The sequence below is a fragment of the Streptomyces collinus genome (assembly GCF_031348265.1).
Taxonomy (GTDB): Bacteria; Actinomycetota; Actinomycetes; order Streptomycetales; family Streptomycetaceae; genus Streptomyces; species Streptomyces collinus.
In genome coordinates, this window is sequence record NZ_CP133771.1 from 8,374,991 (window position 1) to 8,400,137 (window position 25,147).

At 71.6% G+C, this 25,147-nt stretch carries 21 protein-coding genes and 1 pseudogene; 13 read left to right on the plus strand and 9 right to left on the minus strand.

The window, feature by feature from the left end:
* Window positions 1–115: 115 nt before the first annotated feature.
* The 4 genes from RFN52_RS37750 to RFN52_RS37765 all read left to right on the plus strand — a co-directional run bounded on the left by RFN52_RS37750 (window position 116) and on the right by RFN52_RS37765 (window position 5,094).
* Window positions 116–1,444: an extracellular solute-binding protein gene (locus RFN52_RS37750; protein WP_184853412.1), complete on the plus strand. Its 1,329-nt coding sequence runs from the start codon at window positions 116–118 to the stop codon at window positions 1,442–1,444.
* A gap of 118 nt (window positions 1,445–1,562) precedes the next feature.
* Window positions 1,563–2,474, plus strand: coding sequence for a carbohydrate ABC transporter permease (locus RFN52_RS37755; RefSeq protein WP_184853413.1), 912 nt, complete (start codon window positions 1,563–1,565; stop codon window positions 2,472–2,474).
* Window positions 2,471–3,373, plus strand: coding sequence for a carbohydrate ABC transporter permease (locus tag RFN52_RS37760; RefSeq protein ID WP_184853414.1), 903 nt, complete (start codon window positions 2,471–2,473; stop codon window positions 3,371–3,373). The genes RFN52_RS37755 and RFN52_RS37760 overlap by 4 nt, the downstream gene beginning before the upstream one ends.
* Before the next feature lie 2 nt (window positions 3,374–3,375).
* Window positions 3,376–5,094, plus strand: a complete 1,719-nt coding sequence (locus RFN52_RS37765; protein WP_184853415.1) for a hypothetical protein — start codon at window positions 3,376–3,378, stop codon at window positions 5,092–5,094.
* A gap of 117 nt (window positions 5,095–5,211) precedes the next feature.
* On the opposite strand, the gene RFN52_RS37770 is transcribed toward RFN52_RS37765, so the two are convergent.
* Together RFN52_RS37770 and RFN52_RS37775 are read right to left on the minus strand one after the other, a co-directional pair.
* On the minus strand, window positions 5,212–5,721 hold the full coding sequence (locus RFN52_RS37770) for a GNAT family N-acetyltransferase (protein WP_184853416.1): 510 nt from the start codon (window positions 5,719–5,721) through the stop codon (window positions 5,212–5,214).
* A 7-nt stretch (window positions 5,722–5,728) separates the two neighbouring features.
* A complete protein-coding gene (locus tag RFN52_RS37775) occupies window positions 5,729–6,364 on the minus strand; it encodes a nucleoside/nucleotide kinase family protein (protein ID WP_184853417.1) in 636 nt (211 codons plus the stop codon).
* Between the two features lie 119 nt (window positions 6,365–6,483).
* On the opposite strand from RFN52_RS37775, the gene RFN52_RS37780 reads away from it, so the two are divergent.
* The 5 genes from RFN52_RS37780 to nicT all read left to right on the plus strand — a co-directional run bounded on the left by RFN52_RS37780 (window position 6,484) and on the right by nicT (window position 13,423).
* Window positions 6,484–7,221 carry a beta-phosphoglucomutase family hydrolase gene (locus RFN52_RS37780; protein WP_184853418.1) on the plus strand — a complete coding sequence of 246 codons (738 nt, stop codon included), beginning with the start codon at window positions 6,484–6,486 and terminating at the stop codon, window positions 7,219–7,221.
* Window positions 7,218–9,572: a glycoside hydrolase family 65 protein gene (locus tag RFN52_RS37785; RefSeq protein ID WP_184853419.1), complete on the plus strand. Its 2,355-nt coding sequence runs from the start codon at window positions 7,218–7,220 to the stop codon at window positions 9,570–9,572. The genes RFN52_RS37780 and RFN52_RS37785 overlap by 4 nt, the downstream gene beginning before the upstream one ends.
* 104 nt (window positions 9,573–9,676) lie before the next feature.
* On the plus strand, window positions 9,677–11,155 hold the full coding sequence (locus RFN52_RS37790) for a hypothetical protein (protein WP_184853420.1): 1,479 nt from the start codon (window positions 9,677–9,679) through the stop codon (window positions 11,153–11,155).
* Window positions 11,156–11,230: 75 nt separating this feature from the next.
* Window positions 11,231–12,079 carry a proteasome subunit beta gene (prcB, locus tag RFN52_RS37795; protein WP_184853421.1) on the plus strand — a complete coding sequence of 283 codons (849 nt, stop codon included), beginning with the start codon at window positions 11,231–11,233 and terminating at the stop codon, window positions 12,077–12,079.
* A gap of 192 nt (window positions 12,080–12,271) precedes the next feature.
* Complete coding sequence (gene nicT, locus RFN52_RS37800) at window positions 12,272–13,423, plus strand: Nickel transporter NicT (RefSeq protein ID WP_184853422.1); 1,152 nt, start codon at window positions 12,272–12,274, stop codon at window positions 13,421–13,423.
* Window positions 13,424–13,430: 7 nt separating this feature from the next.
* On the opposite strand, the gene RFN52_RS37805 is transcribed toward nicT, so the two are convergent.
* Entirely contained in the window at window positions 13,431–14,402 is a 972-nt protein-coding gene (locus RFN52_RS37805) for a hypothetical protein (RefSeq protein ID WP_184853423.1), read from the minus strand.
* Between the two features lie 11 nt (window positions 14,403–14,413).
* On the minus strand, window positions 14,414–15,883 hold the full coding sequence (locus RFN52_RS37810) for an APC family permease (protein ID WP_184853424.1): 1,470 nt from the start codon (window positions 15,881–15,883) through the stop codon (window positions 14,414–14,416).
* Window positions 15,884–16,291: 408 nt separating this feature from the next.
* On the opposite strand from RFN52_RS37810, the gene RFN52_RS37815 reads away from it, so the two are divergent.
* Window positions 16,292–16,783, plus strand: a complete 492-nt coding sequence (locus tag RFN52_RS37815; RefSeq protein WP_184854187.1) for a DUF5709 domain-containing protein — start codon at window positions 16,292–16,294, stop codon at window positions 16,781–16,783.
* A gap of 100 nt (window positions 16,784–16,883) precedes the next feature.
* Here the strand turns inward: RFN52_RS37815 and RFN52_RS37820 are convergent, their stop codons facing one another.
* Entirely contained in the window at window positions 16,884–17,090 is a 207-nt protein-coding gene (locus RFN52_RS37820) for a hypothetical protein (RefSeq protein WP_184853425.1), read from the minus strand.
* Window positions 17,091–17,421: 331 nt separating this feature from the next.
* On the opposite strand from RFN52_RS37820, the pseudogene RFN52_RS37825 reads away from it, so the two are divergent.
* Window positions 17,422–17,580 (plus strand): annotated as a pseudogene (locus tag RFN52_RS37825) (chaplin); the annotation flags it as partial.
* Between the two features lie 68 nt (window positions 17,581–17,648).
* Here the strand turns inward: RFN52_RS37825 and RFN52_RS37830 are convergent.
* A complete protein-coding gene (locus RFN52_RS37830) occupies window positions 17,649–18,758 on the minus strand; it encodes a PP2C family protein-serine/threonine phosphatase (protein ID WP_311241157.1) in 1,110 nt (369 codons plus the stop codon).
* A gap of 322 nt (window positions 18,759–19,080) precedes the next feature.
* Between RFN52_RS37830 and RFN52_RS37835 the strand changes: the two genes are divergently transcribed.
* Window positions 19,081–19,971: a GNAT family N-acetyltransferase gene (locus RFN52_RS37835; RefSeq protein WP_184853426.1), complete on the plus strand. Its 891-nt coding sequence runs from the start codon at window positions 19,081–19,083 to the stop codon at window positions 19,969–19,971.
* Window positions 19,972–19,997: 26 nt separating this feature from the next.
* Here RFN52_RS37835 and RFN52_RS37840 read toward each other — a convergent pair whose 3' ends face one another.
* On the minus strand, window positions 19,998–20,879 hold the full coding sequence (locus RFN52_RS37840) for a Gfo/Idh/MocA family protein (RefSeq protein WP_184853427.1): 882 nt from the start codon (window positions 20,877–20,879) through the stop codon (window positions 19,998–20,000).
* Window positions 20,880–21,071: 192 nt separating this feature from the next.
* On the opposite strand from RFN52_RS37840, the gene helR reads away from it, so the two are divergent.
* Window positions 21,072–23,231 carry an RNA polymerase recycling motor ATPase HelR gene (helR, locus tag RFN52_RS37845; RefSeq protein WP_184853428.1) on the plus strand — a complete coding sequence of 720 codons (2,160 nt, stop codon included), beginning with the start codon at window positions 21,072–21,074 and terminating at the stop codon, window positions 23,229–23,231.
* Between the two features lie 22 nt (window positions 23,232–23,253).
* On the opposite strand, the gene RFN52_RS37850 is transcribed toward helR, so the two are convergent.
* Window positions 23,254–24,123, minus strand: coding sequence for a sugar phosphate isomerase/epimerase family protein (locus RFN52_RS37850; RefSeq protein WP_184853429.1), 870 nt, complete (start codon window positions 24,121–24,123; stop codon window positions 23,254–23,256).
* Window positions 24,120–25,139 carry a Gfo/Idh/MocA family protein gene (locus RFN52_RS37855; RefSeq protein WP_184853430.1) on the minus strand — a complete coding sequence of 340 codons (1,020 nt, stop codon included), beginning with the start codon at window positions 25,137–25,139 and terminating at the stop codon, window positions 24,120–24,122. The genes RFN52_RS37850 and RFN52_RS37855 overlap by 4 nt, the downstream gene beginning before the upstream one ends.
* Between the last annotated feature and the right edge of the window lie 8 nt (window positions 25,140–25,147).

Here is a 25,147-nt window from a genome sequence, read left to right on the forward strand (position 1 = left end):
AGGCGACGCGGCCGGGCGAGGCCGTGCCCCCGGAAAGCGAAATCTCCTTCAAAATGCACCCGTGCCGCCTCGGCTGGCGCCGTGCTTCCTCCGCTACGACGAAAAGGGATCGAAGATGATCAGTGTGGGTGTGCGGCGCTCCCGCCGACTCGGCCGCGGCGGCATACGCCGTGTGGTTCCCCTCGCTGCCGTGGCCACGGCAGGTGCCCTTCTGCTCTCCGCCTGTGGGTCGGGAGGCGACTCGGGCGGCACGTCCAAGTCGCTGACGTTCTGGATCTCCACGGTTCCGGGGCAGGACGCGGGCTGGAAGAAGATGGTGGCGCAGTACAAGAAGGAAGCCGGCGTCACCGTCAAGCTCGTCAACATCCCCTACGACGGGTACCCGACGAAGCTGCACAACGCCGCGCAGGCGAACTCGCTGCCCGATGTGGCGGCCGTGCCGGCGCTGGACCCGATCTGGGCGAACAAGCTGATCGACCTCAGCTCCATCGCCAACAAGAAGAGCAACAAGATCAACGCCAACTTCGTCGCGAAGGACTCGTCCGGGAAGGTGCTGTCCATCCCCTCGGACGTCACCGCGTCCGGCATGTTCATCAACAAGACCCTGTTCAAGAAGGCAGGTGTCCCCTTCCCGACCTCGCCGCAGAAGACCTGGACCTGGACCGAGTTCATCAAGGCGGCGAACAAGGTCCGCGAGAAGACCGGCGCCAAGTACTCCCTGACCTTCGACCAGTCGCCGTCCCGGCTGCGGGCCATGGTGTACGAGATGGGCGGCAAGTACGTCCACGCGGACTCCTCCGGCAAGTTCTCCGTGGACGCGGCCACCAAGAAGGCCGTGAACACCTTCGTCGGATGGAACGACAACAAGACCATGCCGAGGTCGGTGTGGACCAGCGGCGCCGACCCGTCCGCCATGTTCCAGAGCGGTGACGTGGTCGCCTACTGGTCCGGCGTGTGGCAGGTGGCCGCCTTCTCCGAGAGCATCAAGAAGTTCGACTGGGCCAGCGTCCCGACTCCCGCCCAGCCGGTGCAGGCCAGCGACGTCAACAGCGGCGGCATGATGGTCGGCTTCAACAACAACGCTGACGCCGCCACCGCCGCGCAGAAGTTCCTGTCCTGGATCTACGAGCCGGACAACTACCGCGTGCTGTGCGAGGCCTCGGGCTTCCTGCCGGTCGAGACCGGCCTGAACCCGAAGTACCCCTTCAAGTCCGAGGCGGCGCAGGCGGCGTTCAAGCTGTACAACGAGTCGATCCCGCTCTACGCCCCGATCTCCGGCTACTTCAACGGCGCGCAGACGAAGTGGGTGCTGAAGGGCAAGAGCCTCACCGAGGACCCGACCAAGACGGAACTCGGCAAGGCGATCAACGGCCAGCAGTCGCCCGACAAGGCGCTGGACAACATCGTGGCCGGCTACAACCAGCAGGTCGGCGGGGGATCGTAGGCCGACGGGCCCGGGCGGCGGTGTCCCGACCCCGCCGCCCGGCCCCGGGCGCCCACGTGAGGCCGGGTTCACGGCGTGAGCCCACAGCAATCCATTCCACCAGCACGGAGTCAGGAAGATGACACAACGCGCCTCGGACGTGACCGTGAGCCCGCCCAGGAGACGCAGCAAGTACACCGTCGCGCCGCTCGTCCTCATCGCGGCCAACGTCGTGCTCTTCGCGCTGTTCTTCATGTGGCCGGCGGTGATCGGGCTCGTCTACTCCTTCACGAACTACACGGGCGTAGGCGCGTTCCAGTTCGTCGGACTGGACAACTACAGCAAACTGTTCGGGGACTCCACCTTCTACGACGCGACGACCCGGACGCTGCTGTACACCGTCCTCTTCGTGCCGCTGAACTTCGTGTTCTCGCTGCTCATCGCCAACGTGCTGGTGAGCAAGCACGCCAAGGGCGTGTCGGTCGCCCGCATCTTCTTCTTCATCCCGTGGCTTCTGTCGCCCATCGTCGTGGGTGTCCTGTGGCGGTGGCTGTTCGGTGAGAACTTCGGACTGGTCAACTACCTCATCGAGAAGGCCGGCGGAAGCGCCGTTCCGTGGCAGTCGAACGCGGACCTGTCGCTGCTGGTCGTGGTGGTCGCGGCATCCTGGGCCTGGACGGGCTTCTCCATGCTGCTGTTCATCGCGGCGATCAAGAACGTACCGACGTCCTACTACGAGGCGGCCGCGCTCGACGGCGCCGGACCATGGCGCCAGTTCATCAGCATCACGCTGCCGAGCATCGCGCCGACGTCCTTCATCGTCATCCTGCTCAACACGATCCACGCGATGAAGGAATACCCGCTGTTCGCCTCCCTCAACAACGGCGGACCCGGAACGACGAACAACCTGCTGGTCCAGTACATCTACCAGACCGGCTTCAAATCGGGCCAGATCGGCTACGCGAGCGCCGCGTCGTTCGTGCTCATGCTCATCCTGATGGCCGTCGCGATCATCCAGCTGATCGTCAACCGGCGGGTGGAGAACCGATGACAACCACAGACACGCCGCGCAAGGTCGACTCCACGCCCGGACGGGCTGTTCCCAAGAAGCGGTCCGGCAGCGCGGCCAGTGGCGGGCTCCGGCGCGCGATCCCCGCGACGACACTCCTGTGGGTCCTGGCGGCCCTCTACGGCGTGCCGGTGCTGTGGTTCGTCCTCAGCTCCTTCAAGCCGGCCGGAGACCTGTTCTCCCTCCCGCTGACGCTGTTCCCGACGAACCCCACCGTGTCGGGTTACGAGGCGGCGTGGGACAGCGCCAACTTCTCCCAGTACTTCATCAACACCGCCATCGTGTGTGTGATCGCGACGATCCTCACGGTGGGAGTCAGCTGCTGCACCGGCTACGCGCTGGCCAAGTACGACAACAAGTGGCTCAAGGCCTTCTTCGTCGGCATCCTGGCCACCACGATGCTGCCGGGCGAGGTCATGCTCGCCCCGCTCTTCCTGGTGGTCCGCGACCTCGGTTTCTACAACTCGCTCGCCGGTATCATCCTCCCGGCCGTGCTCACCGCGACCGGATGCTTCATGTTCCGCCAGTTCTTCCTGACGGTCCCCGACGAGCTGATCGAGGCCGCCCGCATCGACGGCGCGCGTGAGCTGTCGATCTTCCTGAGGATCATGGTGCCGATCTCCCGGCCCATCATGCTGACGCTCGCCATCCTGTCCTTCCAGTGGCGGTGGAACGACTACATCTGGCCGCTGCTGATGCTCAACGACCCCGAGAAGTTCACCGTGCAGATCGGCATCCAGAGCCTCGTCGGGGCGCAGAACATCAACTGGTCGGTGCTGCTGGGTGGTTCGGTGATCTCCATGGTCCCGCTGATCGTCGTCTTCCTGGTGTTCCAGCGGTACGTCATGAACGCCGACATCAACGCCGGACTGAAGGACTGACCGTGCCCACCCCGCTCGACCACGAATTCGTCCGCGTGGCGGCCCGCGCCGCCGACCGGCTGGCCGTCCCGCTGGCGGCCGGCCCCGACGAGGAACCAGCCGGTGTGCCCCACCGCGCTCTGGCCCGCCGGGTGAAGACCCTGATCGCCGCGTACCGCACGCCGGAGTCGGCACTGCACGGCAGCGGGCAGGCCGTCGCCGCCGCGACGACCCACCTCCGCGCCCTGCGCGCCGCGCAGACGGCCACCGGTCTCTTCGCCGGCGGCGACAACGTGCAGTCACCGCCGGACTCCGGGTTCACCGTCAACGACGTGTGCGACGCGCACGTCCTCGCCGCCGGCGCGGGGCCCGAACTGCGCGACGTCACGGCCACGCTCGCCGAGATCGCCCGCGCCGCCTCCGGCAGTCTCCTGACCGGCGGGGTGCACACCCCGAACCACCGCTGGGAGCTGTGCGCAGCGCTGGCCCGGCTGCACCGGTCGTTCCCCGACGACCGGCTGCTCGACCGCGTCGAGGAATGGCTCGCCGAGGGCGTCGACATCGACGCGGAGGGCCTGTACTCGGAACGCAGCGCCAACTACGCGGCCCACGTCTCCAACCCTTCGCTACTGCTGCTGGCCGGCGTGCTCGGCCGCGCCGACCTGCTGAACGCCGTCGAACGCAACCTCGCCACGACCCTGGACCTCTTCAGGCCGGACGGCACGGTGGAGACGGTCCTCTCGCGCCGGCAGGACCAGCACCAGCCGTTCCCGCTGGCGCCCTACCTGCCGCACTACCGGCTGCTCGCGATCCGCACCGGCCGGGGCGACTTCAGCCGGGCGGCGCGGCTGGCGGCCGCCGGCGGCATCGACGACCCCGACCTGCTCGCCGAGACCCTCCTCACCCCGGACCTGACCCGAGTCCTGCCGGCACCGGCCGCGGAGACCCTTCCGCGTGACCGGTACCTCACCACCGCCCGCCTCGCGGCCCGCGCCTCGGCCACCGCGCACACGGTGGTCTACGGCGGCTCCGACGTGCCCGGGCACCGGCGCATCCGCTCGGGCCTCGCCTGCAATCCCACCTTCCTGCGTCTGTTCGCCGGCGACGCGGTCCTCGACGCGGTGCGCCTGTCACGGGGATTCTTCGACCTGGGCCCGTTCCGTGCCGCCGCGATGCAGCAGAGCGCCGCCAACCGGTACCGGCTCACCGAAACCCTCACGGCCGCCTACTACCAGCCGCTGGCGCTGGACCGGCGCCGGGACGACGGCGCCTACCGGATGGCGGACGAGGGACGCTTCTCGGCCGCGATGGCCTTCCCGGAACGGCCCCGGGACGAGGTCTCACACACCACCCGCGTCGAGGTGGACCTGCTGGACGACGGCGCCGACCTGCGCATCGACATCAGCGGCCCACGGGTGCCCTGGGCCCTCGAACTGACCTTCCGGCCGGGTGGCGACCTTGAGGGCGCCGTACCGATCGGCGACGGGCGCTGGTGCCTGACGACCGGGCCGATGACCTACCGGGTCGGTGACGACGAGATCCGCGTCGAGGCCCGCGTCGAGGCGGGCGAACCGCCGGCCGGGCCGGACCGGAGCGACGTGCTGCGGTACGACCCGGGGCAGGACTACACCGTGGTGGGCGGCACCGACGCGACGACCGGGAACCGCGTCTACATCGGGGGGCACGGTCCGCAGACGCTGACCGTCGCACTTCGCGCCCGCCGGCCCGCACCCGCCGTGTGACTCCGGTGGCCCGGCCAGGGGCACGTCAGGCATGAACCGCACGTCCTCACGGTCCGCCACGGCCCGGCGGCGACGTGAACGGGGAGCCGGCACGGACGCGGTCCGCCGGACGACGGCTCACCCGTCGCAGGCCGGCGCAACGGCCTGCGGAGCCTGAGCGGCGAGTTCCTCAAGGGGCTCGCCGCTGAGCCGGCACACCTTCCACTCCTCCATGAGCTCCACCCCGAGCGACGTGTAGAAGTCGATCGCCGGAGTGTTCCAGGACAGCACCCACCACTCGAAGCGGTCGTAGCCGCTCTGCCGGCAGGTCGCGGCGAGGGCCGCGAGGAGGGCCTTGCCGTGTCCCGAGCCGCGCGCCTGCGGCCGTACGTAGAGGTCCTCCAGGTGCATGCCGCGGGTGCCCGTCCAGGTCGAGAAGCGCGGGAACCACAGGGCGTAACCCATGGTCTCACCGGTGTCGTCGTCCTCGGCGATCAGCGCGAAGGCGGCCGGGTGCTCTCCGAACAGTGCCTCGCGCAGCTGCTCACCGGTGGCCCGCGCCTGCTCCTCGGCCCGTTCGTACGCGGCGAGTTCACGGATCATCGTCAGGATCTCGGGGACATCGTCCAGGGCGGCGGATCGGATCATGGACAGATCATGCCCCGCCCGGCACCACCAGGTCCGCCCGCCCCCGGGTCGCCGCGACCAGCTCGGCGTTGCGCTCGTCCGAGCGGGCGACCCATGCCGCCGCCTCTTCGTGCGTCTTGCCGAACTGCTCGTGACGGGCGACCAGGCGGCGGACGCGCTCCCGCTCGGGCAGCTCGCAGAACCACACCTCGTCGAGGAGGGGGCGGACGCGGGGCCAGGCTCCGCTGGCCAGGAGCAGGTAGTTGCCCTCGGTGACGACCAGACGGGCCGTCGGATGCACCGGGATCGCGCCCGCGACCGGCTGCTCCAGGACACGCTCGAAGCCCGGGGCGTACACGACGTCGCCGGGCTCGTCGCGCAGCCGCCGCAGCAGGGCCGCGTACCCGGCCGCGTCGAACGTGTCGGGCGCGCCCTTGCGGTCCCGCAGGCCGAGGCGCTCCAGTTCGGCGTCGGCGAGGTGGAAGCCGTCCATGGGGACGTGCGCGACCCAGGGGTCACCCGCGCCGTTCAACTCCCGCACCAGGCGCTCGGCGAGCGTCGACTTGCCCGCGCCGGGGCTGCCCGCGATACCGAGGATCGCGCGCCGGCCGCCCTGGGGGAGGGCCCGGGCACGGTGGACGAGGTCGTCGAAGCTGAGCGGCACAGGGAGAGTCTGTCACCCGGCCGGGGCCAGGGCGCCGGGAGCCCGGCAGCCCCTCGCGCGCCCCTGCGTGTGGCGTGCGCCACTCACTGGAACATCGCCGGGCGGGGAACCGGTCCCTTATGACGCAGCTCGGTCTTCCCGCAGCCATCCACGCCTGTCTCTTCGATCTCGACGGCGTCGTCACCAAGACAGCCGTCGTGCACGCGGCCGCCTGGAAGGAGATGTTCGACGCCTTCCTTCGCGAGCGCGACGGCGCGGACTTCCGGCCGTTCGAGGCGGCGGACTACGACGAGTACGTCGACGGGCGACCACGCGCCGACGGGGTGCGCACCTTCCTCGCCTCCCGCGGCATCGACCTGCCCGACGGCGGCCCGGACGACCCACCGGGCGCCGAGACCGTGCACGGACTGGGCAACCGCAAGAACGAGCTGGTCCTGGAGAAGATCCGCACCGACGGCGTCGAGGCCTACGACGGCACCCTGCGCTATCTGGAGGCCGTCCGCGCGCACGGGCTCAGCACGGCGATCGTCTCCTCCAGCGCCAACTGCCGTGACGTGCTCCGTTCGATCGGCGCCGAGCACTTCTTCGACGTGCGCATCGACGGCGTGGTCGCCGCCGAGCGCAAGCTGCCCGGCAAGCCGCACCCCGACACGTTCCTCGCCGCCGCCGAGGACCTCGGCGTCGACCCCTCCGAGGCGGCCGTCTTCGAGGACGCCCTGGCCGGCATGGACGCGGGCCGCGCGGGCCGATTCGGCTACGTCGTCGGAGTCGACCGGGTCGGGCAGACCGACGCGCTGTACCGGCACGGCGCCGACATCGTGGTGAAGGACCTCGCCGAACTGGGGGACACGCAGTGATCACACAGCGGGCGTACGGCGTCGAACCCTGGGCCGTGCGCGAGACGGCACTCAACCTCGACGTCCTGGCACAGAGCGAGTCCGTCTTCGCCCTGTCCAACGGCCACATCGGCTGGCGCGGCAACCTCGACGAGGGCGAACCGCACGGCCTGCCCGGCTCCTACCTCAACGGCGTCCACGAACTGCACCCGCTGCCCTACGCCGAGGCCGGCTACGGCTACCCGGAGTCCGGCCAGACCTCCATCAACGTCACCAACGGCAAGGTGCTGCGGCTGCTCGTCGACGACGAGCCGTTCGACCTGCGCTACGGGCGGCTCGTCACCCACGAGCGGACCCTCGACCTGCGGCGGGGCGTCCTGGAGCGGGTCTGTGAATGGACCTCCCCGGCCGGCTCCACCGTCCGGGTGCGCTCCACGCGGCTGGTGTCCCTCACCCAGCGCGCGATAGCCGCCGTGGCGTACGAGGTGGAGCCCGTCGACAGCCGCACCCGCGTGGTCGTCCAGTCGGAACTCGTCGCCAACGAGAGCCTGCCCGAGCCGGACGGCGACCCGCGCGCAGCCAAGGCGCTGAAGTCGCCGCTGGAGCCGGAGGAGGACCTCGCCGAGGGCAGCAGGCTGCGGCTGGTCCACCGCACCCGCCGCAGCGGCCTGCGGGTCGCCGTGGCCGCCGACCACACCGTCACCGGCCCCGAACGGACCACCACGAGCAGCGAGTCCAACGTGGACGTGTCCCGGCTGACCGTCACCTCCGTGCTGGAGCCGGGGGAGCGGCTGCGCGTGGAGAAGCTGGTCGCGCACGGCTGGTCCGGTGTCCGTTCCCGGCCCGCCATGAGCGACCAGGTCGAGGCGGCCCTCGCCGCGGCCGGGCACAGCGGCTGGCAGGGGCTCCTCCAGGACCAGCGGGCCTACCTCGACGACTTCTGGGCCCGTGCCGACGTCGAGATCGACGGCGACGAGGAGATCCAGCAGGCCGTCCGCTTCGCCCTCTTCCACGTCCTCCAGGCCGGTGCCCGCGCCGAACAGCGCGCCATCCCCGCCAAGGGCCTCACCGGGTCCGGCTACGACGGCCATGCCTTCTGGGACACCGAGGCGTTCGTGCTGCCACTGCTCACCTACACCGCGCCGAAGTCCGCCGCCGAGGCCCTGCGCTGGCGCCTGGACACCCTGCCCGCCGCCCGGGAACGCGCCACCCAACTCGGCCTGCGCGGCGCCGCGTTCCCCTGGCGCACCATCGAGGGCTCGGAGGGCTCGGCCTACTGGCCGGCCGGGACGGCGGCCTTCCACGTGGGCGCCGACATCGCCGACGCCGTCGTGCGGTACGTGGCCGTCACCGGCGACGAGACCTTCGAACGCGAGGTCGGCGTGGAGCTGCTGGTGGAGACGGCCCGCCTGTGGCGCTCCCTCGGCCACCACGACGACCGCGGCACCTTCCACATCGACGGTGTCACCGGACCGGACGAGTACAGCGCCATCGCCGACGACAACACGTACACCAACCTGATGGCCCGGGCGAACCTGCTGGCCGCCGCCGACGCGTGCAAGCGCCATCCCGACGAGGCCGCGCGGCTGGGTGCCGACGAGGAGGAGATGGCCGCCTGGCGGGACGCCGCAGAGGCCATGAACGTCCCCTACAACGAGGAACTCGGTGTGCACGAGCAGCACGCCGGCTTCACCCGCTACCAGCGCTGGGACTTCGACCGCACCGGCCCGGACCAGTACCCCCTGATGCTCCACTTCCCCTACTTCGACCTGTACCGCAAGCAGGTCATCAAGCAGGCGGACCTGGTGCTGGCCATGTACACCTGCGGCGCGTTCTTCGAGGAGTTCTTCGACGAGGAGCAGATCGCCCGCAACTTCGCCTACTACGAGCCGCTGACCGTCCGCGACTCCTCCCTGTCCGCCTGCGTCCAAGCCGTCATGGCAGCCCGGTCCGGGCATCTCGACCTGGCCGCCGACTACACGGCCGAGGCCGCGCTGATGGACCTCGGCGACCTGGAGCACAACACCCGCGACGGACTGCACATCGCCTCCCTGGCCGGCACCTGGATGGCGCTGGTCGCCGGGTTCGGCGGCATGCGGTGCAGCGACGGCGCCCTGCGGTTCGCACCCCGCCTGCCCGAGCGGTACAGCCGGCTCGCCTTCACGGTGGGCTTCCTCGGCCGCTGCCTGCGCGTGGAACTGACCGCCGACCGGGCCACGTACACCCTGACCTCCGGCACGCCCCTGACCATCCGGCACCACGGCACCGAACTGACGGTCGGCGAGGACGCCCCCGTCTCGCGGCCCATTCCCGAGCTGACCCACCGCCCCGCCCCGGGCCAGCCCCCGCACCGCGCCCCGAACGCCCGCTGACCCCGCTCTCGGGGGTCAGGCATTCGGCCGAACTCCACCCGGCACACCACCGCCCCGCGGATTAGCTTGATCGTGTTCTCGACCGACGGGGTAAGGGGCGGAACATGACCGATGGCGCGAACGCCATCCTCGTGCAACGGCGGAGAGACGAGCAGCCGACAGGGCCGCGCGCCACGCGCTGGGCGCGCGGCAACCGGCCGCTCGCCGCCCTGGCCGCCGTCTTCACCCTGGCGCAGCTCGCCCTCGTCCGGCCCGCACTGGGCCTCGGCTGGGACGAGATCGTCTACGTCAGCCAGGTCACCTCGCACCACCCCGCGGCCTTCTTCAGCGCACCCCGCTCCCGCGGCGTCTCGCTGCTGGTCGCGCCCGTCGCGTCCTGGTCGTCGTCCGTCCCGCTGCTGCGCGTCTACCTCGCCCTGCTGTCCGGCATCGCCCTCTACCTGGCCCTGCGCTGCTGGCGGGGTCTGTTCCCGACCCGCGTCCTGGTCCTGGGCGGGGCCCTCTTCGCGTCCCTGTGGATGACCCTCTTCTACGGTCCGCAGGCCATGCCCAACTACTGGGTCGCGATCGGAGCCCTGATCAGCGTCGGCTGCTTCCTGCGGGCCCGGGCGGAACGTTCCTCCCCTGGGCTCCTGTGGGGTCTCGCGGCGGGCGCCGCGCTCATGGCGTGGATGCGTCCCACGGACGCCGTCTACGTGGCCGTGCCGCTGCTGGTCCTCGCCCTGGTGCGCCGCCACGTGCGACTCCTGCTCGTGCTCGTGGCAGGCCTCGCGGCCGGTGCCGTGCCGTGGGCGATCGAGGCCTACACCGGCTTCGGCGGGCTGGGGGAGCGGCTGGCGGAGGCCTCCCGGATCCAGGGCGGACTGGGCTGGCAGATCGCCGTCGACGACCAGTTGCGCAGCCTGGGCGGACGCGCCCTGTGCCGGCCGTGCACCGGGCCGATGCCCACCCCCCTGGTCACCCTCTGGTGGTTCGCCCTGCCCGTCCTGGCCGGACTCGGGCTGGCCGTCGCGGTCCGGGCCGGGCGCACGGGACGGACCCTGGTCCCGCTGGCCTGCGCCGCCACGGCCGCACTGCCGTACCTCTTCATGATCGGCTACGCGGCGCCGCGCTTCCTCCAGCCGGCCTACGCGCTGCTCGCGATCCCGGTCGCCGACGCCCTGTGGCACCTGGTCAGAACTCCGCGCGGGACCTGGCGCACGGTGGCCGCCGCCGTCGTCCCGCTCTGCCTGGCCGGGCATCTCGCGGCTCAGCTCGCCGTTCTGCACGGCGCCGTGTCCCGCAACATCGACAGCCGCCGCGACTGGGACCGCAGCGCCGACGCGCTGCACCGGCTCGGCGTCCGCCCGCCCTGCCTGCTGACCGGTCACGAGGCCATCCCCGTCGGCTACTACACCGGTTGCTTCTCGGGGGCGACGTCCGGGAACAACGAGAACATCACCGTGGCCGGCATCCTGCGCACCGCGGACCGTCTCCCGGTGGCCCACCTCGCACCGGCCGGCGGCACCCCGCCCCGCTACGCCCGCTCCTGGCCCGTCCACCGGATCTCCGGCCTGGACGTCCGTGTCGCACCGGGCCCCTGACGCCCCGGCCGACGTTTCCCGGCCGTCCGGCTCAGGTAGGAGTCGGACGACGGCCACGATCGAGGGGGGAACGGCATGGCGGCGAGCGATCACGAGGGCAGGCTGGGGGAGGAGTTCTTCACCCCGGGTTCCTCGTCCTTCACGGACTTCCTGGCGGCCCACCGCCCCGAACTGCTGAGTACCCGGCGGGTCCTTCCGGACGGCGTCCGGGCCGAGGGCGCCCCCCACGGCACGACCGTGCTGGCCCTCACCTACCGGGACGGCGTGCTGATCGCGGGCGACCGGCGGGCGACGATGGGCAACCTGATCGCCCAGCGCGACCTGGAGAAGGTGCATCCCGCCGACGACCACTGCGCGGTCGCCTTCGCGGGTACCGTCGGGCTCGCGGTGGACATGGTGAAGCTATACCAGGTCGAGCTGGCGCACTTCGAGAAGATTGAGGGCATCCCCATGACCCTCGCCGCGAAGGCCACCCGGCTGGCCACCATGATCCGGAACAACCTGGGCCAGGCCATGCAGGGCCTCGCCGTCGTCCCGCTGCTGGCCGGCTACGACCCCGCGGCTCCCGAGGGCGCACGGGGCCGCGTCTTCTCCTTCGACGTCGTCGGCGGCCGCTACGAGAAGTTCGGCTTCCACGCCGAGGGCTCCGGATCGCCGTACGCCCGGGGCGCGTTGAAGAAGCTGTACCGACCGGGCATGTCGCGCCGCGAGGCGGCCCTGGCCGCCCTGCAGGCCCTGTACGACGCGGCGGACGACGATTCCGCGACGGGCGGCCCCGACCTCACCCGCCGCATCTACCCCATCGTCTCCGTCATCACCGAGGACGGCTTCGAGCGGCTGGCCGAGAGGGAGACGGAGGAGCTCAGCCGCGAGATGGTCGAGCAGCGGCACACCCGGCCGGACGGACCGAACGCCGGGGTGTGACACCCGGCGGCAAGGACGGCCCGCCGAGCGCCGGGGTGTGACACCCCGGCCGTAAAGCCGGCCCGCCGGCGGAGTTTTCGGTTCCATGGACAAGACCTGTCACGGGCTTTACTGCACACGACTTGCAGGTGCTGGAGGATGGCGCAAGGCTGTCTGTCGCAGCCGTTCATCCGACAGAGAGACCTTCCCCCGATGACGGCCGCCCCTGAGTCCACTCCGCGCCTCCCCGCCCCGGCCCCCGCCCAGCGCACGGCCTGGCGCCGCGTCCGCAGCTCCATGACGCGGCGGGAGTGGACCAGGGTCGGGGGGATGGCGGCCGTCATCCTGGCCCTGCACGTGATCGGCTGGTTCACCCTCGTCGCGATCGTCGCCCCGGAGCACCACGCCATCGGCGCGCAGACCTTCGGCGTCGGCATCGGAGTCACCGCGTACACCCTCGGCATGCGGCACGCCTTCGACGCCGACCACATCGCCGCGATCGACAACACCACCCGCAAGCTGATGGGGCAGGGGCAGCGGCCGCTGTCGGTCGGTTTCTGGTTCTCCCTCGGCCACTCCAGCGTCGTCTTCGCCCTGGCCTTCCTGCTCACCCTCGGCGTGAAGACCCTAGCCGGGCCCGTCCGGGACGACGGCTCCGCGCTGCACGACGTCACCGGCCTGATCGGCACGGCCGTCTCCGGGACGTTCCTCTACCTCATCGCGGGCGTCAACCTCGTCATCCTGGCCGGCATCTGGAAGGTGTTCCGCGCCATGCGCTCGGGCCGCTACGACGAGGCCGCCCTGGAGGAGCAGCTGGACAACCGCGGTCTCATGAACCGCCTGCTGGGCCGGGTCATGCAGTCCGTCTCCAAGCCCTGGCACATGTACCCGCTGGGCCTGCTGTTCGGCCTCGGCTTCGACACCGCCACCGAGATCGCCCTGCTCGTCCTGGCCGGCTCCGGCGCCGCCTCCGGGCTGCCCTGGTACGCGATCCTGTGCCTGCCCGTCCTGTTCGCCGCGGGGATGTGCCTCCTGGACACCGTCGACGGCTCGTTCATGAACTTCGCCTACGGCTGGGCCTTCTCCAAGCCGGTTCGCAAGGTCTACTACAACCTCACCATCACCGGCCTGTCCGTCGCCGTGGCCCTCCTCATCGGCTCGGTCGAACTCCTCGGCCTGCTCGCCGGGCAGCTGCACCTGCACAGCCCCTTCTGGGACTGGATCTCCGGCCTCGACCTCAACGTCCTCGGCTACGTGGTCGTCGCCCTGTTCTTCGCCACGTGGGTGGTGGCGCTCGTGGTGTGGAGGGCCGGGCGCATCGAGGAGAAGTGGTCGGGGGACCTGGCCCCCCAGCAGCACTCGTAGCAGGTGCTCACGCCCCCAGCCGCAGCTCCTTGCGCCACTTGACGATCTGCTTCTCCGCATCGCCCGTGTACGACCACGGGGTGCGGGTCGCGCGGGGCCCCAGCATGCCCAGCAGGACGCCCGCGATGTCCTTGGCACCGGCGGAACAGGCCGCGTGGGCCAGGTAGCTGAAATCGCGGAGTTCGGCGGGCGCGATCCCGCTCTCCGTCCGGCTCATGACCCAGCGCTGCCAGGTCCGCCGCAGGTCGCTCGCCGCACCGTCGTGGCTCCAGTGCTGCGAGAGCCCCACGGCGGAGTGCCTGCCCTGTGCCGCGTCCAGGGCGAAGCGGTACTCCTCGACCCGGGCATACTGCACCAGCACCGGCAGCGGACAGCCGGGCGGCGCCACCCCGGCCGCGTCCCGGGCGAAGTCGTACATCAGGCCGTGCGTACCGTGCCAGCGCGCCGAGTAGTAGTGCAGCACCTGGAGGTGCCCCTCGATGCTGTACGGGTCGCGCCCGTGCAACTCGTCCCACCAGCGCCCCAGTTCCTGCCGGCGCACCCCCGACGGGTACAGGCGCGCCACCGAGATCAGCGACACCCACGGCGTCGGATCCTCCGGGTACGCCTCCGCAGCCGTCAGGCAGGCCAGCACGGCGGCGTCCACGCGGTGCTGGTCGATCGGCACGCCCCGCCCCGCCGCGATGGCCACGTTGAAGGTGCGGGCCGTCTCCGTCGCCGCCCGCAGCACCAGCGCGTCGGCGCTGTGGGCGTCCGCCGAGAGCCAGGACTCCACCGTCGAACTGCCCGCGCACACCTGCGCGAGCTGCCGGATCCGGTGCCCCCGCGCCGCCCAGTCGCGGCCGGTCGCGCCCAGCAGGTCGCGCAGCCCCTGCCAGCGGCCGATCACGACGTCCTGGCGGGCGGAGGTGAGGTCGGCGTCCCCGCAGTCGGGGTCGAAGTCGGGAGTGAAACCACGTCTGAGACTGCCTCGCGCCATCGGGGTCCTCCTCAGAAGTCGGTGGAGAGACCCTCGTGGACGCGGGCGTGCGCGTCCTGTTCGTCGGGGACGTAGTCCGCCTCGACCGCGCGCGAGGCGTCCAGCTTCGCGGGCCGGTAGTAGTCGCTGCCCTGCCGCCAGTACCAGAGCATCGGGACCAGCCCCACCGCGAGGCCGCCGATGCCGATCGTGATGGCGGCACTGCTCAGCTCGCCCAGCGACTCCACGAACACCCAGAACATGAACAGGGCGCCGCACAGCGGCCACAGGCCGCCGAAGAGGAAGTTGGCCGGGGACTTCAGCAGCATCTTCCGGTAGGCCACGACCACCGCGAGGCCGGCGAGCCCGTAGTAGACCGCGATCTGCAGGCCGATCGCCGAGATGGCGTCGGAGAGGATGTCACCCACCGAGCCCAGGGCGTTGGAGGCGATGAACATCGCCAGCGCCACCGCCCCGACCACCACGATCGCCACCCAGGGGGTGTTCCACCGGCGGTGCACCCGGCCCAGCGCCGCCGGCATCGTACGGTCCCGGCCCATCGCGAACAGCGAGCGCGTGACCTGGATCAGCGTCGTCTCCAGCGTGGCGATGGTGGACAGCATCACGGCCACGATCAGCAGCTTTCCGCCCCAGCCCGGCCAGATCTCCTCGCCGAGCACCGCCAGCACGTTCGCGTCGTTCTCCTCGATCTGCTTCGAGGAAAGGATCACGTTCACCGCGATGGTGAACACCTCGAACAGCAGGAAGACGATGCCCACCCCGATCAGGCCCGCGAGGCCCGTCGTACGGCGGCTGTTGCGGGTCTCCTCGCTGAGGTTGCTGGTGACGTCCCAGCCCCAGTAGTAGAACGCGGCGATCAGCGCGCCCGACGCGAAGCCGGCCATGCCGTCGAAGTGGGAGAAGCCGAGCCAGGACCAGTCGAAGGCGCGGGCGTTGCCGGTGTGGAAGAAGGCGAGTACCGCGAACAGCGCCAGAATGGCCAGCTCGACACCCGACATGATCAGCTGCGCCCGGACGGTGAGCCGGGCGCCGCCCAGCACCACGAACAGCATGATGAGGAACCATGCCGCGCCGACCACCGTGGACAGCGCGGTGCTCTCGGCCAGCTTCTCGTCGAAGAGCGCGAGCGTCATCGACCCGGCGGGCAGCGAACCGGCCACCATGAAGATCGTCGCCGAGATCACCAGCGCCCAGCCGCTGATGAATCCCAGGAAGGGATGAAGGGTGCGCCCCACCCAGGAATAGCTGGCACCCGCGTTGACGTCGATCCGGCCGAGGTAGCTGAACGCCAGCGCGATGCCCAGCATGGGTATCGCGCAGTACAGCAGGGCGGCCGGACTGGCCAGCCCCACCGCGCCGACCAGGACGGCGGTGGTCGCGGCCAGCGAATACGCCGGGGCGCTGCCGGCGACCGCCATCACCACGGTGTCGAACGTGCTGAGGACATTGGCCTGCAGCCCTCTGCCCCTGCTGTAGCTCATGGATGCGCTGCTTTCACTCGTGCACGACCGGAGGCGGGCAGGCCGTCCCGGGGCGTTGGGGGGTGGGGTGGAGCTCGCCGCCGGACGGAGGAGGATGACCTCGGGCCCGGGTGCGATGAAACAGGGGTCGTGGATACCGTGCTGCCGCCGCGTCGGCAGCCGGTCACAGCGTGTGTGCGAGTGATGATAGTCCCACTCCTTGATCTTTCAAGATTGACCGGTGGGTAATGTCCGGGGCAGCCCAGGGTTTTAACTCCTGTTGGCCTGCGGGACGTTCTGTCCCTCCCTCCCCGGCCGGGGCGCAGCCGGCGAGGTTGAAGCCCGCGTAACGGGAAACGCGGAACGGACACGAGAGACGGACGAGTCGAGCAGCGCGACAGGAAGGCAGGAGTGATGGGCACGGAACCGATGCGCCCCGAACCGATGGCGGACGACGCGTACCAGCCCACCGGGACCAACGAGGAGCAGGAGGACGCCGCGCCGCTGGACCTGCAGGACGCCGTCGACGAGCGGACGTACGACGACACCCTCGACGAGGGCTACTCCCCGCCGGAGAAGCCCCTCGGCGTCACCAAGCGCGGCACCACCGCCGCCGAGCAGCACGAGGGCGAGACCCTCGACGAACGGCTGGCCCAGGAGGTCCCCGACGTGTCCGCCGGGCCCGCCGGGGACGGGGTGGGCGACACCCCGGACAGCGACGGCGAACCGGTGGACCCCGAGGCGGGCACCGTCCGCGCCGGCCGGCTGGTGGCCCCGGACGAGGGCACCCACGCCGACACCACGAAGGAGACCGTCGCGACGGACGTCGGCATCGACGGCGGAGCGGCCGGCGCGGAAGAGGCCGCCGTGCACGTCGTGGAGGACGACGACGCCCTTCCGGAGGACGACGGCCGGGTGTGACCCGCCCGCCGGCGTGAGCCCACGCCGGCATGCGCGAGGCCACCGGACCCGAGCGCATCCGCGCCGGGCCGGTGGCCTTCCCTGTGCCTGCCCAGGGGTGCTAGGGCAGGAGCTTGTCCAGGGCGGCCGGGCCCTCGGCCGCCAGCTTGCGCTTGGCCCACTCAATGTTGCGCGGGGTGATGTCCTTGCCCGATGCGAGGACGAGGTCCTCCGGTGACACGTCGGTGCCGGTGCGGGCGTGGAGCAGGCGGTCCGGGGTGGCGCGGTCCTCGGACGGCCGGGATGCGGCGGGCTCTGACGTCGACATGTTCTCTGCTCCTAGGGTCCGGATCGCCGGGGCGGCCCCGGTGCTGAAAAACGGGTCCGATATCACCATTGCCCCCGGGAGCGCGGCCTGCATCCGGAGAGCGCGGTGCCGGCCCCGGCACCCCGTCCGGTCGCCCATGGATGTCGCGCCGTCCTGCTCCGGGTGACGGTGGAGTCACGTGTCCCCGCGAAACGGCAGGAGCTCTCCGTGACGAGGGTGGCGGCGGGGGCCGGGACGCGCTCCGCGAGCGGGGTCACGGGCGGGACCGACTCCCTGCGCACGTGCGACCGCCGCGGCCGGCCCGGCCTGCGCCGGTACGGCGAGCGCGCACGACGGCCTCGTCGGTATCGCCACCGACGGCGCCGGCGTCCTCTCCGGCAACGTCATCCAGATCCCGATCGACATCAACGCCGACGTCTGCGGCAACTCGATCAACGTCATCGGGCTGCTCGACCCCGCGTCCGGCGACGAGCGCGAGATCAAGGACTGACGTACCGGCCGTACGGCCCGCCGGAGGCGGCCTGCGAAGCATCGCGGCCCCGCCACCGGCCGCCGTTGTCAGAGCCCGTCCCGCGGACGCGGCGCGAGCACCAGCATCGTGACGTCGTCCTGTACGTCGGGGCAGTGCCGCACGAGGTCGGTCCAGACCCGCTCGGCCAGCGCGACCGGGTCCTCGGCGGCCAGGCCCGGCAGCCGTTCGGCCAAGGGGTAGAAGGCGCCGCTCGCGTCCCTGGCCTCGGTCACCCCGTCGGAGGCGAGGAAGAGCCGGTCCCCGGCCCGCAGCGGCACCGAGACGACCCGGGGCGGAGCGGCCTCGGCGAGACCGAGACCGAGCGGCGTGCACGGCTCGACGTCCAGCTCGACGGCCCGCCCGTCCCGCAGCAGCAGCGGCCCGGCCTGCCCGCACGCCACGATCCGCACGATCCGGGCGTCGGCGGAGAAGTCGAGCAGCACTGCCGTCGCGAACAACTCGGCGTGCGGGTCGCCCGCCGAGTCCACCGCCAGCCTCCGGTCGAGCCGGGCGGCCACCGCCTCCGGGTCCGGCTGGTCCAGCACCGCCTCCCGGAACGCCCCCAGCAGCGCCGCCACCGTGGCCACGGCCGACAGCCCGTGCCCCTGCACGTCACCCATCACGGCCCGTACGCCGTAGGGGCCCGCCCGTACGTCGAAGAAGTCGCCGCCGACCAGCGTCCCGCGCTGCGCGGCCCGGTACAGCCCCGCGCACCGCACCGCCCCGACCCGCTCCGGCAGCGGCGGCACGACGGCCCGCTGCGCCGCCTCGGCGACGGTCCGCTCGGTGACCAGCTGGGCGTCCCGCCTGCTGCGGACATAGGACAACAGCACGCTCAGCACCGACACGAAACACACGGTCAGCAGATCCGTGCTGCCGGGATCATCGAGTTTGAAGACGGGCACGGTCAGCACGACCACCACCAGCGCGCCGAGCACCGCCGTCGCCACCGGGCCGTGCGCCAGCACGGCCAGCGGCGGGATGGCGCCCAGCAGGAAGCCGATGTCGAGCGGCTCCGGGCTGATCAGCTCCGCCGCGCACACCCCCGCCAGCAGCGCCGACGGCAGCACCCGGGCCCAGCCGGGCGGCGGTGCGCCGCGCAGCCAGCCCCGCCGGTCCGGGTCCCGCCGCGCCAGCCGGCCGCGCACACTGCTCACACCACCACGCTGCTACGCCCGACCGGCCGCCGCACGCCGGGCCCCGCGCCCCACGGACGGCCGCGGGCCCCGGCCGGAAGGACGTCAGCCTCGGCCGGATCCTCGAACGCCCCTCCCTCACAAGGCGGTTGAGCCGCTCCCGAAACCGATGGACCGCCGGCCGGAGATCACGTAGCGTGTGGCGCGCCACGCCCCGAGACCAGCGGAAGGAGGACGAGCCGTGCAGTTCACCCCGTTTCCGCGCTCCCTCCCCGCCCAGCAGGCGTGCCTCCACTGACCGACCGGGAGCGCTCTCAGCAGCATGCGTCCCGGAGGACACCCCATGACCGATGTGGTCATCCGCGCGCTCGACACGAGCGACGCCGAACTCTTCGACACCCTGCCCGACCCGCTCGGCGCCCGTGAGGGCCACCGGCTGACCCGGCACCGCCCCGACTGGAAGCGGGTGGCCCTGCGCGACGGCCGTGTCGTCGCCCGCGGCGCCTGGTGGGGCGGCCCCGACGACTCCGAGCCCGTCAACCTCAACTGGTTCGACGTGGCCGAAGGCGAGGAGGAAGCGGGCGCCGCACTCCTGCGCTCCGCCCCCTGGCAGGTCGAACTGGAGGTGAACCTGCCCGCCGACTGGCGAGACGACCCGGCCCTGCGCGCCGCCGCCGACACCCTCGTTACCGCCGCCCGCAAGGCCGGCTACGAGCTCCTCGTCGAACGCCTGCTGTACCGCTGGACCCCCGGCGTCGGCCTGCCCGAGCGGCCGGGGCGTCTGGAGTTCCGAGCCGAACCGGACGACGCCGTGTTCTTCGACGCCCTGCGCCGCATCCACTCCGTCACCCTGGACGCCCACGCGCTCAAGGACATCGAGCAGGGCGGACTCGACCGGGCGGCCCAGGAGGAGCTCGACTTCTTCCACTGGTGCCCGTCGCCGCGCGAGTGGTGGCAGGTGGCGTACACACCGCAGGGTGACATGGCCGGCATCCACATCCCGGCCCACAATCCGTCGGGCCCCACCATCGGCTTCATCGGTGTCCTGCCGGACCAACGGGGCCACGGCTACGCCTACGACCTGCTGGCCGAGTGCACGCACTTCCTGGTCGAGCAGGGGGCGGAGTTCGTCACCGCGGCCACGGACCGGGGCAACTTCCCGATGGCGGCGAACTTCGCCAAGGCCGGCTTCCCGGTGGTGAAGGAGCGGCTCAACTTCGACCCGGCGCAGTAACCGGGCCGTCCGCGAATCCGCGCGGCCTAGGACCTGCCGTCGAGCAGGTCCTGGGCCGCCGCGAGGATCTCCGTCACCCTCAGGCCGAACGCCGCGTCACAGGCGTGCGGGCGGCCGGTCCGGGCGGCGTCGAGCAGCGCGTCCGCGGCCCGCGCCAGCGCGGGCACCGCCCCGTCGGAGCCGTCCGGCAGCGCCGCGACCCCGGCCTCCCCCCGCAGTTCCACGCCGGCACCGGCCGCGGCGGGCGGCGCCGTCAGGCTCAGGGTGAGGGTGCTCGACGCCCCACCCGCGTGGTCGAGGACGACGTGCGCCGTGTCGCCGGGCCCGTACACCGCCGCCGTCACGCGCCGCACGTCGCCGAGGACCGGCAGCAGCACGGACAGGGCGTGCGGGCCGACGTCCCACAGGGCGCCCTTCTCCCGCCGCCACGGAGTCGCGAAGGGGCTCTCGCTCGTGAACACCGCCCCGAGCCACTCGGCGCGCGCCGTGAACCAGCCCGGCACCGCGGCCTGCTCGGCGATCCACGCCGCCGGCCCGGGCTGGAACCGGGTCGTGAAGAACACCACCGACGCGACACCGGCCTCCTCGGCGGCCGCGACCACGGACCGCGCCTGCTCCACCGTCGGCGCGAGCGGCTTGTCGAGCAGCAGATGGCACCCGGCCCGCGCCGCCCGGGCCGCGAGGGAGGCCTGTACCTCGGGCGGCAGCGCCACGGCCACGGCGTCCACGTCCGCGAACAGTTCGTCGACGTCGTCGTAGGCGCGGACGCCGTGCCGCTCCGCCAGTCCCTTCGCGGCCTCCGGGCGACGGCCCCACACACCCGCGAAGTCCAGCCTCTCGTGCCCGCTCAACGCGGGTGCGTGGGCCATCTGGGCCCAGGGTCCGGTGCCGAGCAGTCCTATGCGCATGCCGCCGCCTCTCCACGCTGCCAGGACGAAGAGCGTGCCACACGGAAAACGGACGGCGGGCAACGACAAAGGCGAGGAGTGTTCTCCTCGCCTGTCTCAAGTTATAGCCCACGGGGGGACTTGCGGCAAGGCCCCCAGACTCCCGCAGACTGTCCGGCGTAATCCCATGACCTGCGGAAACGGGAGCATGACGTGACCCCTGCGACCACGAGCGCGTTCGATCTTCCCGCCCGCCTCGCGCACAAGGCCGCCCCGGCGTCGATCGCCGGGGACGAACAGCACTTCGCCGCCGTCGCCGACTGTCTCGCACGGAACATCGCCGAACTCTCCGACCGCCTCGAGGCCGAGCGCAGGGCACCCGGCGGCAAGGGCAGGCAGGCGATGGACCGGGACGCCGAGATCCACCGGCTCACCGCACGGCTGCGCGCCCTGCGCCGCTTCGGACTGGACCTGTGCCTCGGGCACATGGTCGCCGCCGACGGCTCCGGGCCCGTGTACGTCGGACGGCTCGGCCTGACGGACAGCGAGGGGCGCCGGCTGCTGGTCGACTGGCGTTCCCCCGCCGCCGAGCCGTTCTTCGGCGCCACCCACGCCAACCCGATGGGCCTGGCGAGCCGCCGCAGGTACCGCTGGACCGACGGCCGGATCGTCGACTACTGGGACGAGGTGTTCACCGCCGACGGATTCGACGGGCACGCCGCGCTCGACGACCAGTCCGCCTTCATCGCCAGCCTCGGCACCGACCGCTCGCCCCGCATGCGGGACGTGCTCGGCACCATCCAGGCGGACCAGGACGCCATCATCCGCGCCGGGTCCCGGGGCGCCCTCGTCGTCGACGGCGGCCCCGGCACCGGCAAGACCGTCGTCGCCCTGCACCGCTCCGCCTACCTCCTCTACTCCGACCCGCGCCTCGGGCAGCACCGCCGCGGCGGCGTGCTCTTCGTCGGCCCGCACCGGCCCTACCTGTCCTACGTCTCCGACGTCCTGCCCAGCCTCGGCGAGGAGGGCGTGCAGACCTGCATCCTGCGGGACCTCGTCGACGAGGGGGCCACGGCAGGGGAGGAGACCGACCCGGAGGCGGCCCGTCTGAAGTCGTCGGCGGACATGGTGCGGGCGATCGAGATGGCGGTCCGCTTCTACGAGGAGCCGCCCGCCGAGGCGATGACGGTCACGACCCACTGGTCCGACATCCGTCTGAGCGCCGGGGACTGGGCCCTGGCGTTCGAGGCGGCGGAACCCGGAACGCCGCACAACGAGGCACGCGACCAGGTCTGGGATGAACTCCTCACGATCCTCGTGGACAAGCACGACGGCGACGCCCCGGAGGAGCTGCTCCGCAAGGCGCTGGCACGGGACCGGGACCTGCTCACGGCCTTCAACCGCGCCTGGCCGCTGCTGGAGGCCACCGACCTGGTCGGGGACCTGTGGTCCGTGCCCGCCTATCTGAGGATGTGCGCGCCTTGGCTCAGCCGCGACGAGGTGCGCACCCTGCAACGCGAGGAGGCCCAGGCCTGGACCGTGTCCGACCTGCCGCTGCTGGACGCCGCACGCCAGCGGCTCGGCGACCCGGAGGCCTCACGCCGCAGGCGCCGGCAGGAGGCCGCCGTGGCCGCACAGCAGGACCGCATGGCCGACGTCATCGACGACCTGCTGGAGGCCCACACCTACGACGACGGCGAGGGCGTGCTGGTCATGCTGCACGGGCAGGACATGCGCAACTCCCTGGTCGACGAGAGCGCCCTGCCCACCGCCGACCCGGACCGGCTCGCCGGGCCGTTCGTGCACATCGTCGTCGACGAGGCGCAGGAACTGACCGACGCGGAATGGCAGATGCTGCTGCTGCGCTGCCCCTCCCGGAGCTTCACCGTCGTCGGGGACCGCGCCCAGGCCCGGCACGGGTTCACGGAGTCGTGGCGGGAACGGCTGGAGCGGATCGGTCTGGACCGGGTCGAGATGGCCTCGCTGAGCATCAACTACCGCACGCCCGCCGAGATCATGGCGGAGGCCGAGCCGGTGATCCGGGCCGCTCTGCCGGACGCCAACGTGCCGACCTCGATCCGCGGCAGCGGGGTCCCCGTCCGCCACGGGTCCGCCGCTGAGCTGACGCCGGTTCTCGACACCTGGCTGGCCGGTCACGCCGACGGGATCGCCTGTGTGATCGGCGATCCCGCGTTCCGGCCTGCCTCGCCCCGTGTCCGGTCGCTGACCCCGGAGCTGTCGAAGGGGCTGGAGTTCGACCTGGTCGTCCTCGTTGACCCGGAGAACTTCGGCGACGGCGTCGCGGGCGCCGTCGACCACTATGTGGCGATGACCCGGGCCACCCAGGAGCTCGTGATCCTCACGAGCTCCTGACACTGCGGCCCGGTCGGCACTCCTAGGCGGCCAGCTCCTTGCGGATGCGGTCCAGCATGAACGCCGACGACTCCCGGGCCCGCTCCTCCCAGGCGAACACACAGGCCGTCGCGACCCCGTCGAAGCCCAGTTCGCGCAGGGTGGCGAAGAAGACGTCCCAGTCGACCTCGCCCTGGCCGATGTCCAGGTGCTGGTGGATCCGGGCCGGGGTGCCCGGCGGGTTGAGGATGTAGCGCAGGCCGCTGGACCCCTTGTGGTTGAAGGAGTCCGCGATGTGCACGTGCCGGAGCTTGTCACCGGCGTAGCGCATCATCCGCGCGATGTCCGCGCCGGTCTCGGAGGCGCCCGAGAGGTGGAAGGTGTGCGGGGCGCAGTACAGGTAGTTCACCCACGGCTTGTCGATCGCGCGGACGAGATCGACGGCCGGGGTGTTCTCCTCGCAGAAGTCATCCGGGTGGGCCTCCAGGTTCAGAGCGATGCCTTCGCGCTCGAACAGCGGCAGCAACTCCTCCAGTGAGCGCCAGAACGCGGCCTCGCTCTCGGCGGCGCGCTCCGGGCGGCCGTTGAACTCCGAGTTCATCAGCGGGCATTCGAGGTCCGCGGTGATCTCGATCATCCGCTTCCAGTAGCGGACGGCCGCCTGCCGCTCGGTCTCGTCCGTCGAGGACCACTTGTACAGCGGCAGCACCGAGGACAAGCGCACGCCGTGCGTCCGCAGCGACTGCTTCAGCTCCTGCACCCGCGCGTCGTCCGCGCGCGGGTGCAGGAAGAACGGCATGAAGTCGGAGCGCGGCGACAACTCGATGTACTCGTAGCCGAGTTCGGCGACCGTGCGCACCATCTCGTCGATCGGCAGGGAGCGGAACATGTACGGGTCGAGGGCGATCTTCACGCGGTGTCTCCGTAGAACGCGGGGCGGGGCTTCATGTCGGTGGTGACGGTCTCGCCGCCGGCCTCCAGGGACCGGACGGCGGCGTCGGTGATGACGGTGGCGGCGTAACCGTCCCAGGAGGACGGCCCGGTGGGCTCGGTGCCGGCGGCAACGGAGGCGACCCACTCGCGGAACTCGGTGTCGAAGGCGTCCGCGAACCGGTCCTTCCAGTCCTGCAGAACAACCGTGCCGTGCCGGGCGGCCGTGCGGATCCCGACCGCGGCCGGGTCGGGCAGCCGGACCAGGCCGTCCTCGCCGACGACCTCGCACTGGATGTCGTAGCCGTACTGGCAGTTGACGAAGACCTCCAGGTCGATCCGGACGCCCGAGGCCGTCTCGAAGATCATGATCTGGGGGTCCTTCAGATGCGCGAACCGCCTGCTCGTGGCGCGCGGGGTGACCACCTGGGCGGAGACGATCTCGTCGTCGAGCAGCCAGCGCAGCACGTCGATCTCGTGGACGGCCGTGTCCTGGGCGGCCATGGCGGAGTGGTACGACTCCGGCACGGTGGGGTTGCGGTGCGCGCAGTGCACGATCAGCGGAGCCCCGAGCGAACCCGTCGACAGCACCTCCTTCATCTGCCGGTAGCCGGCGTCGAAGCGGCGCATGAAGCCGACCTGCACCAGCCGGCGGCCGTGCGCCCGCTCTGCCTCCACGATCCGCAGACAGTCCTCGGCGGTCGTGGCCAGCGGCTTCTCGCAGAACACCGGCTTGCCCGCAGCGATCGCGTTCAGGACGTGCTCGGCATGGGCGGGCCCCCAGGAGGTGACGAGGACGGCGTCCACGTCGGGGGAGGCGACCAGGTCCGCGCCGGAAGGCAGCGCGGTGGCACCGGCCCGGGCCGCCACCTCGGCGGCGCGCCCGGTGTCCACGTCGGCCACGGCGGTGACGGTGGCACCGGTGACGACCTCGGTGAGCCGCCGGATGTGGTCCTGGCCGATCATTCCGGCGCCGATGACGCCTACACGTACGGTCATGCTGAACT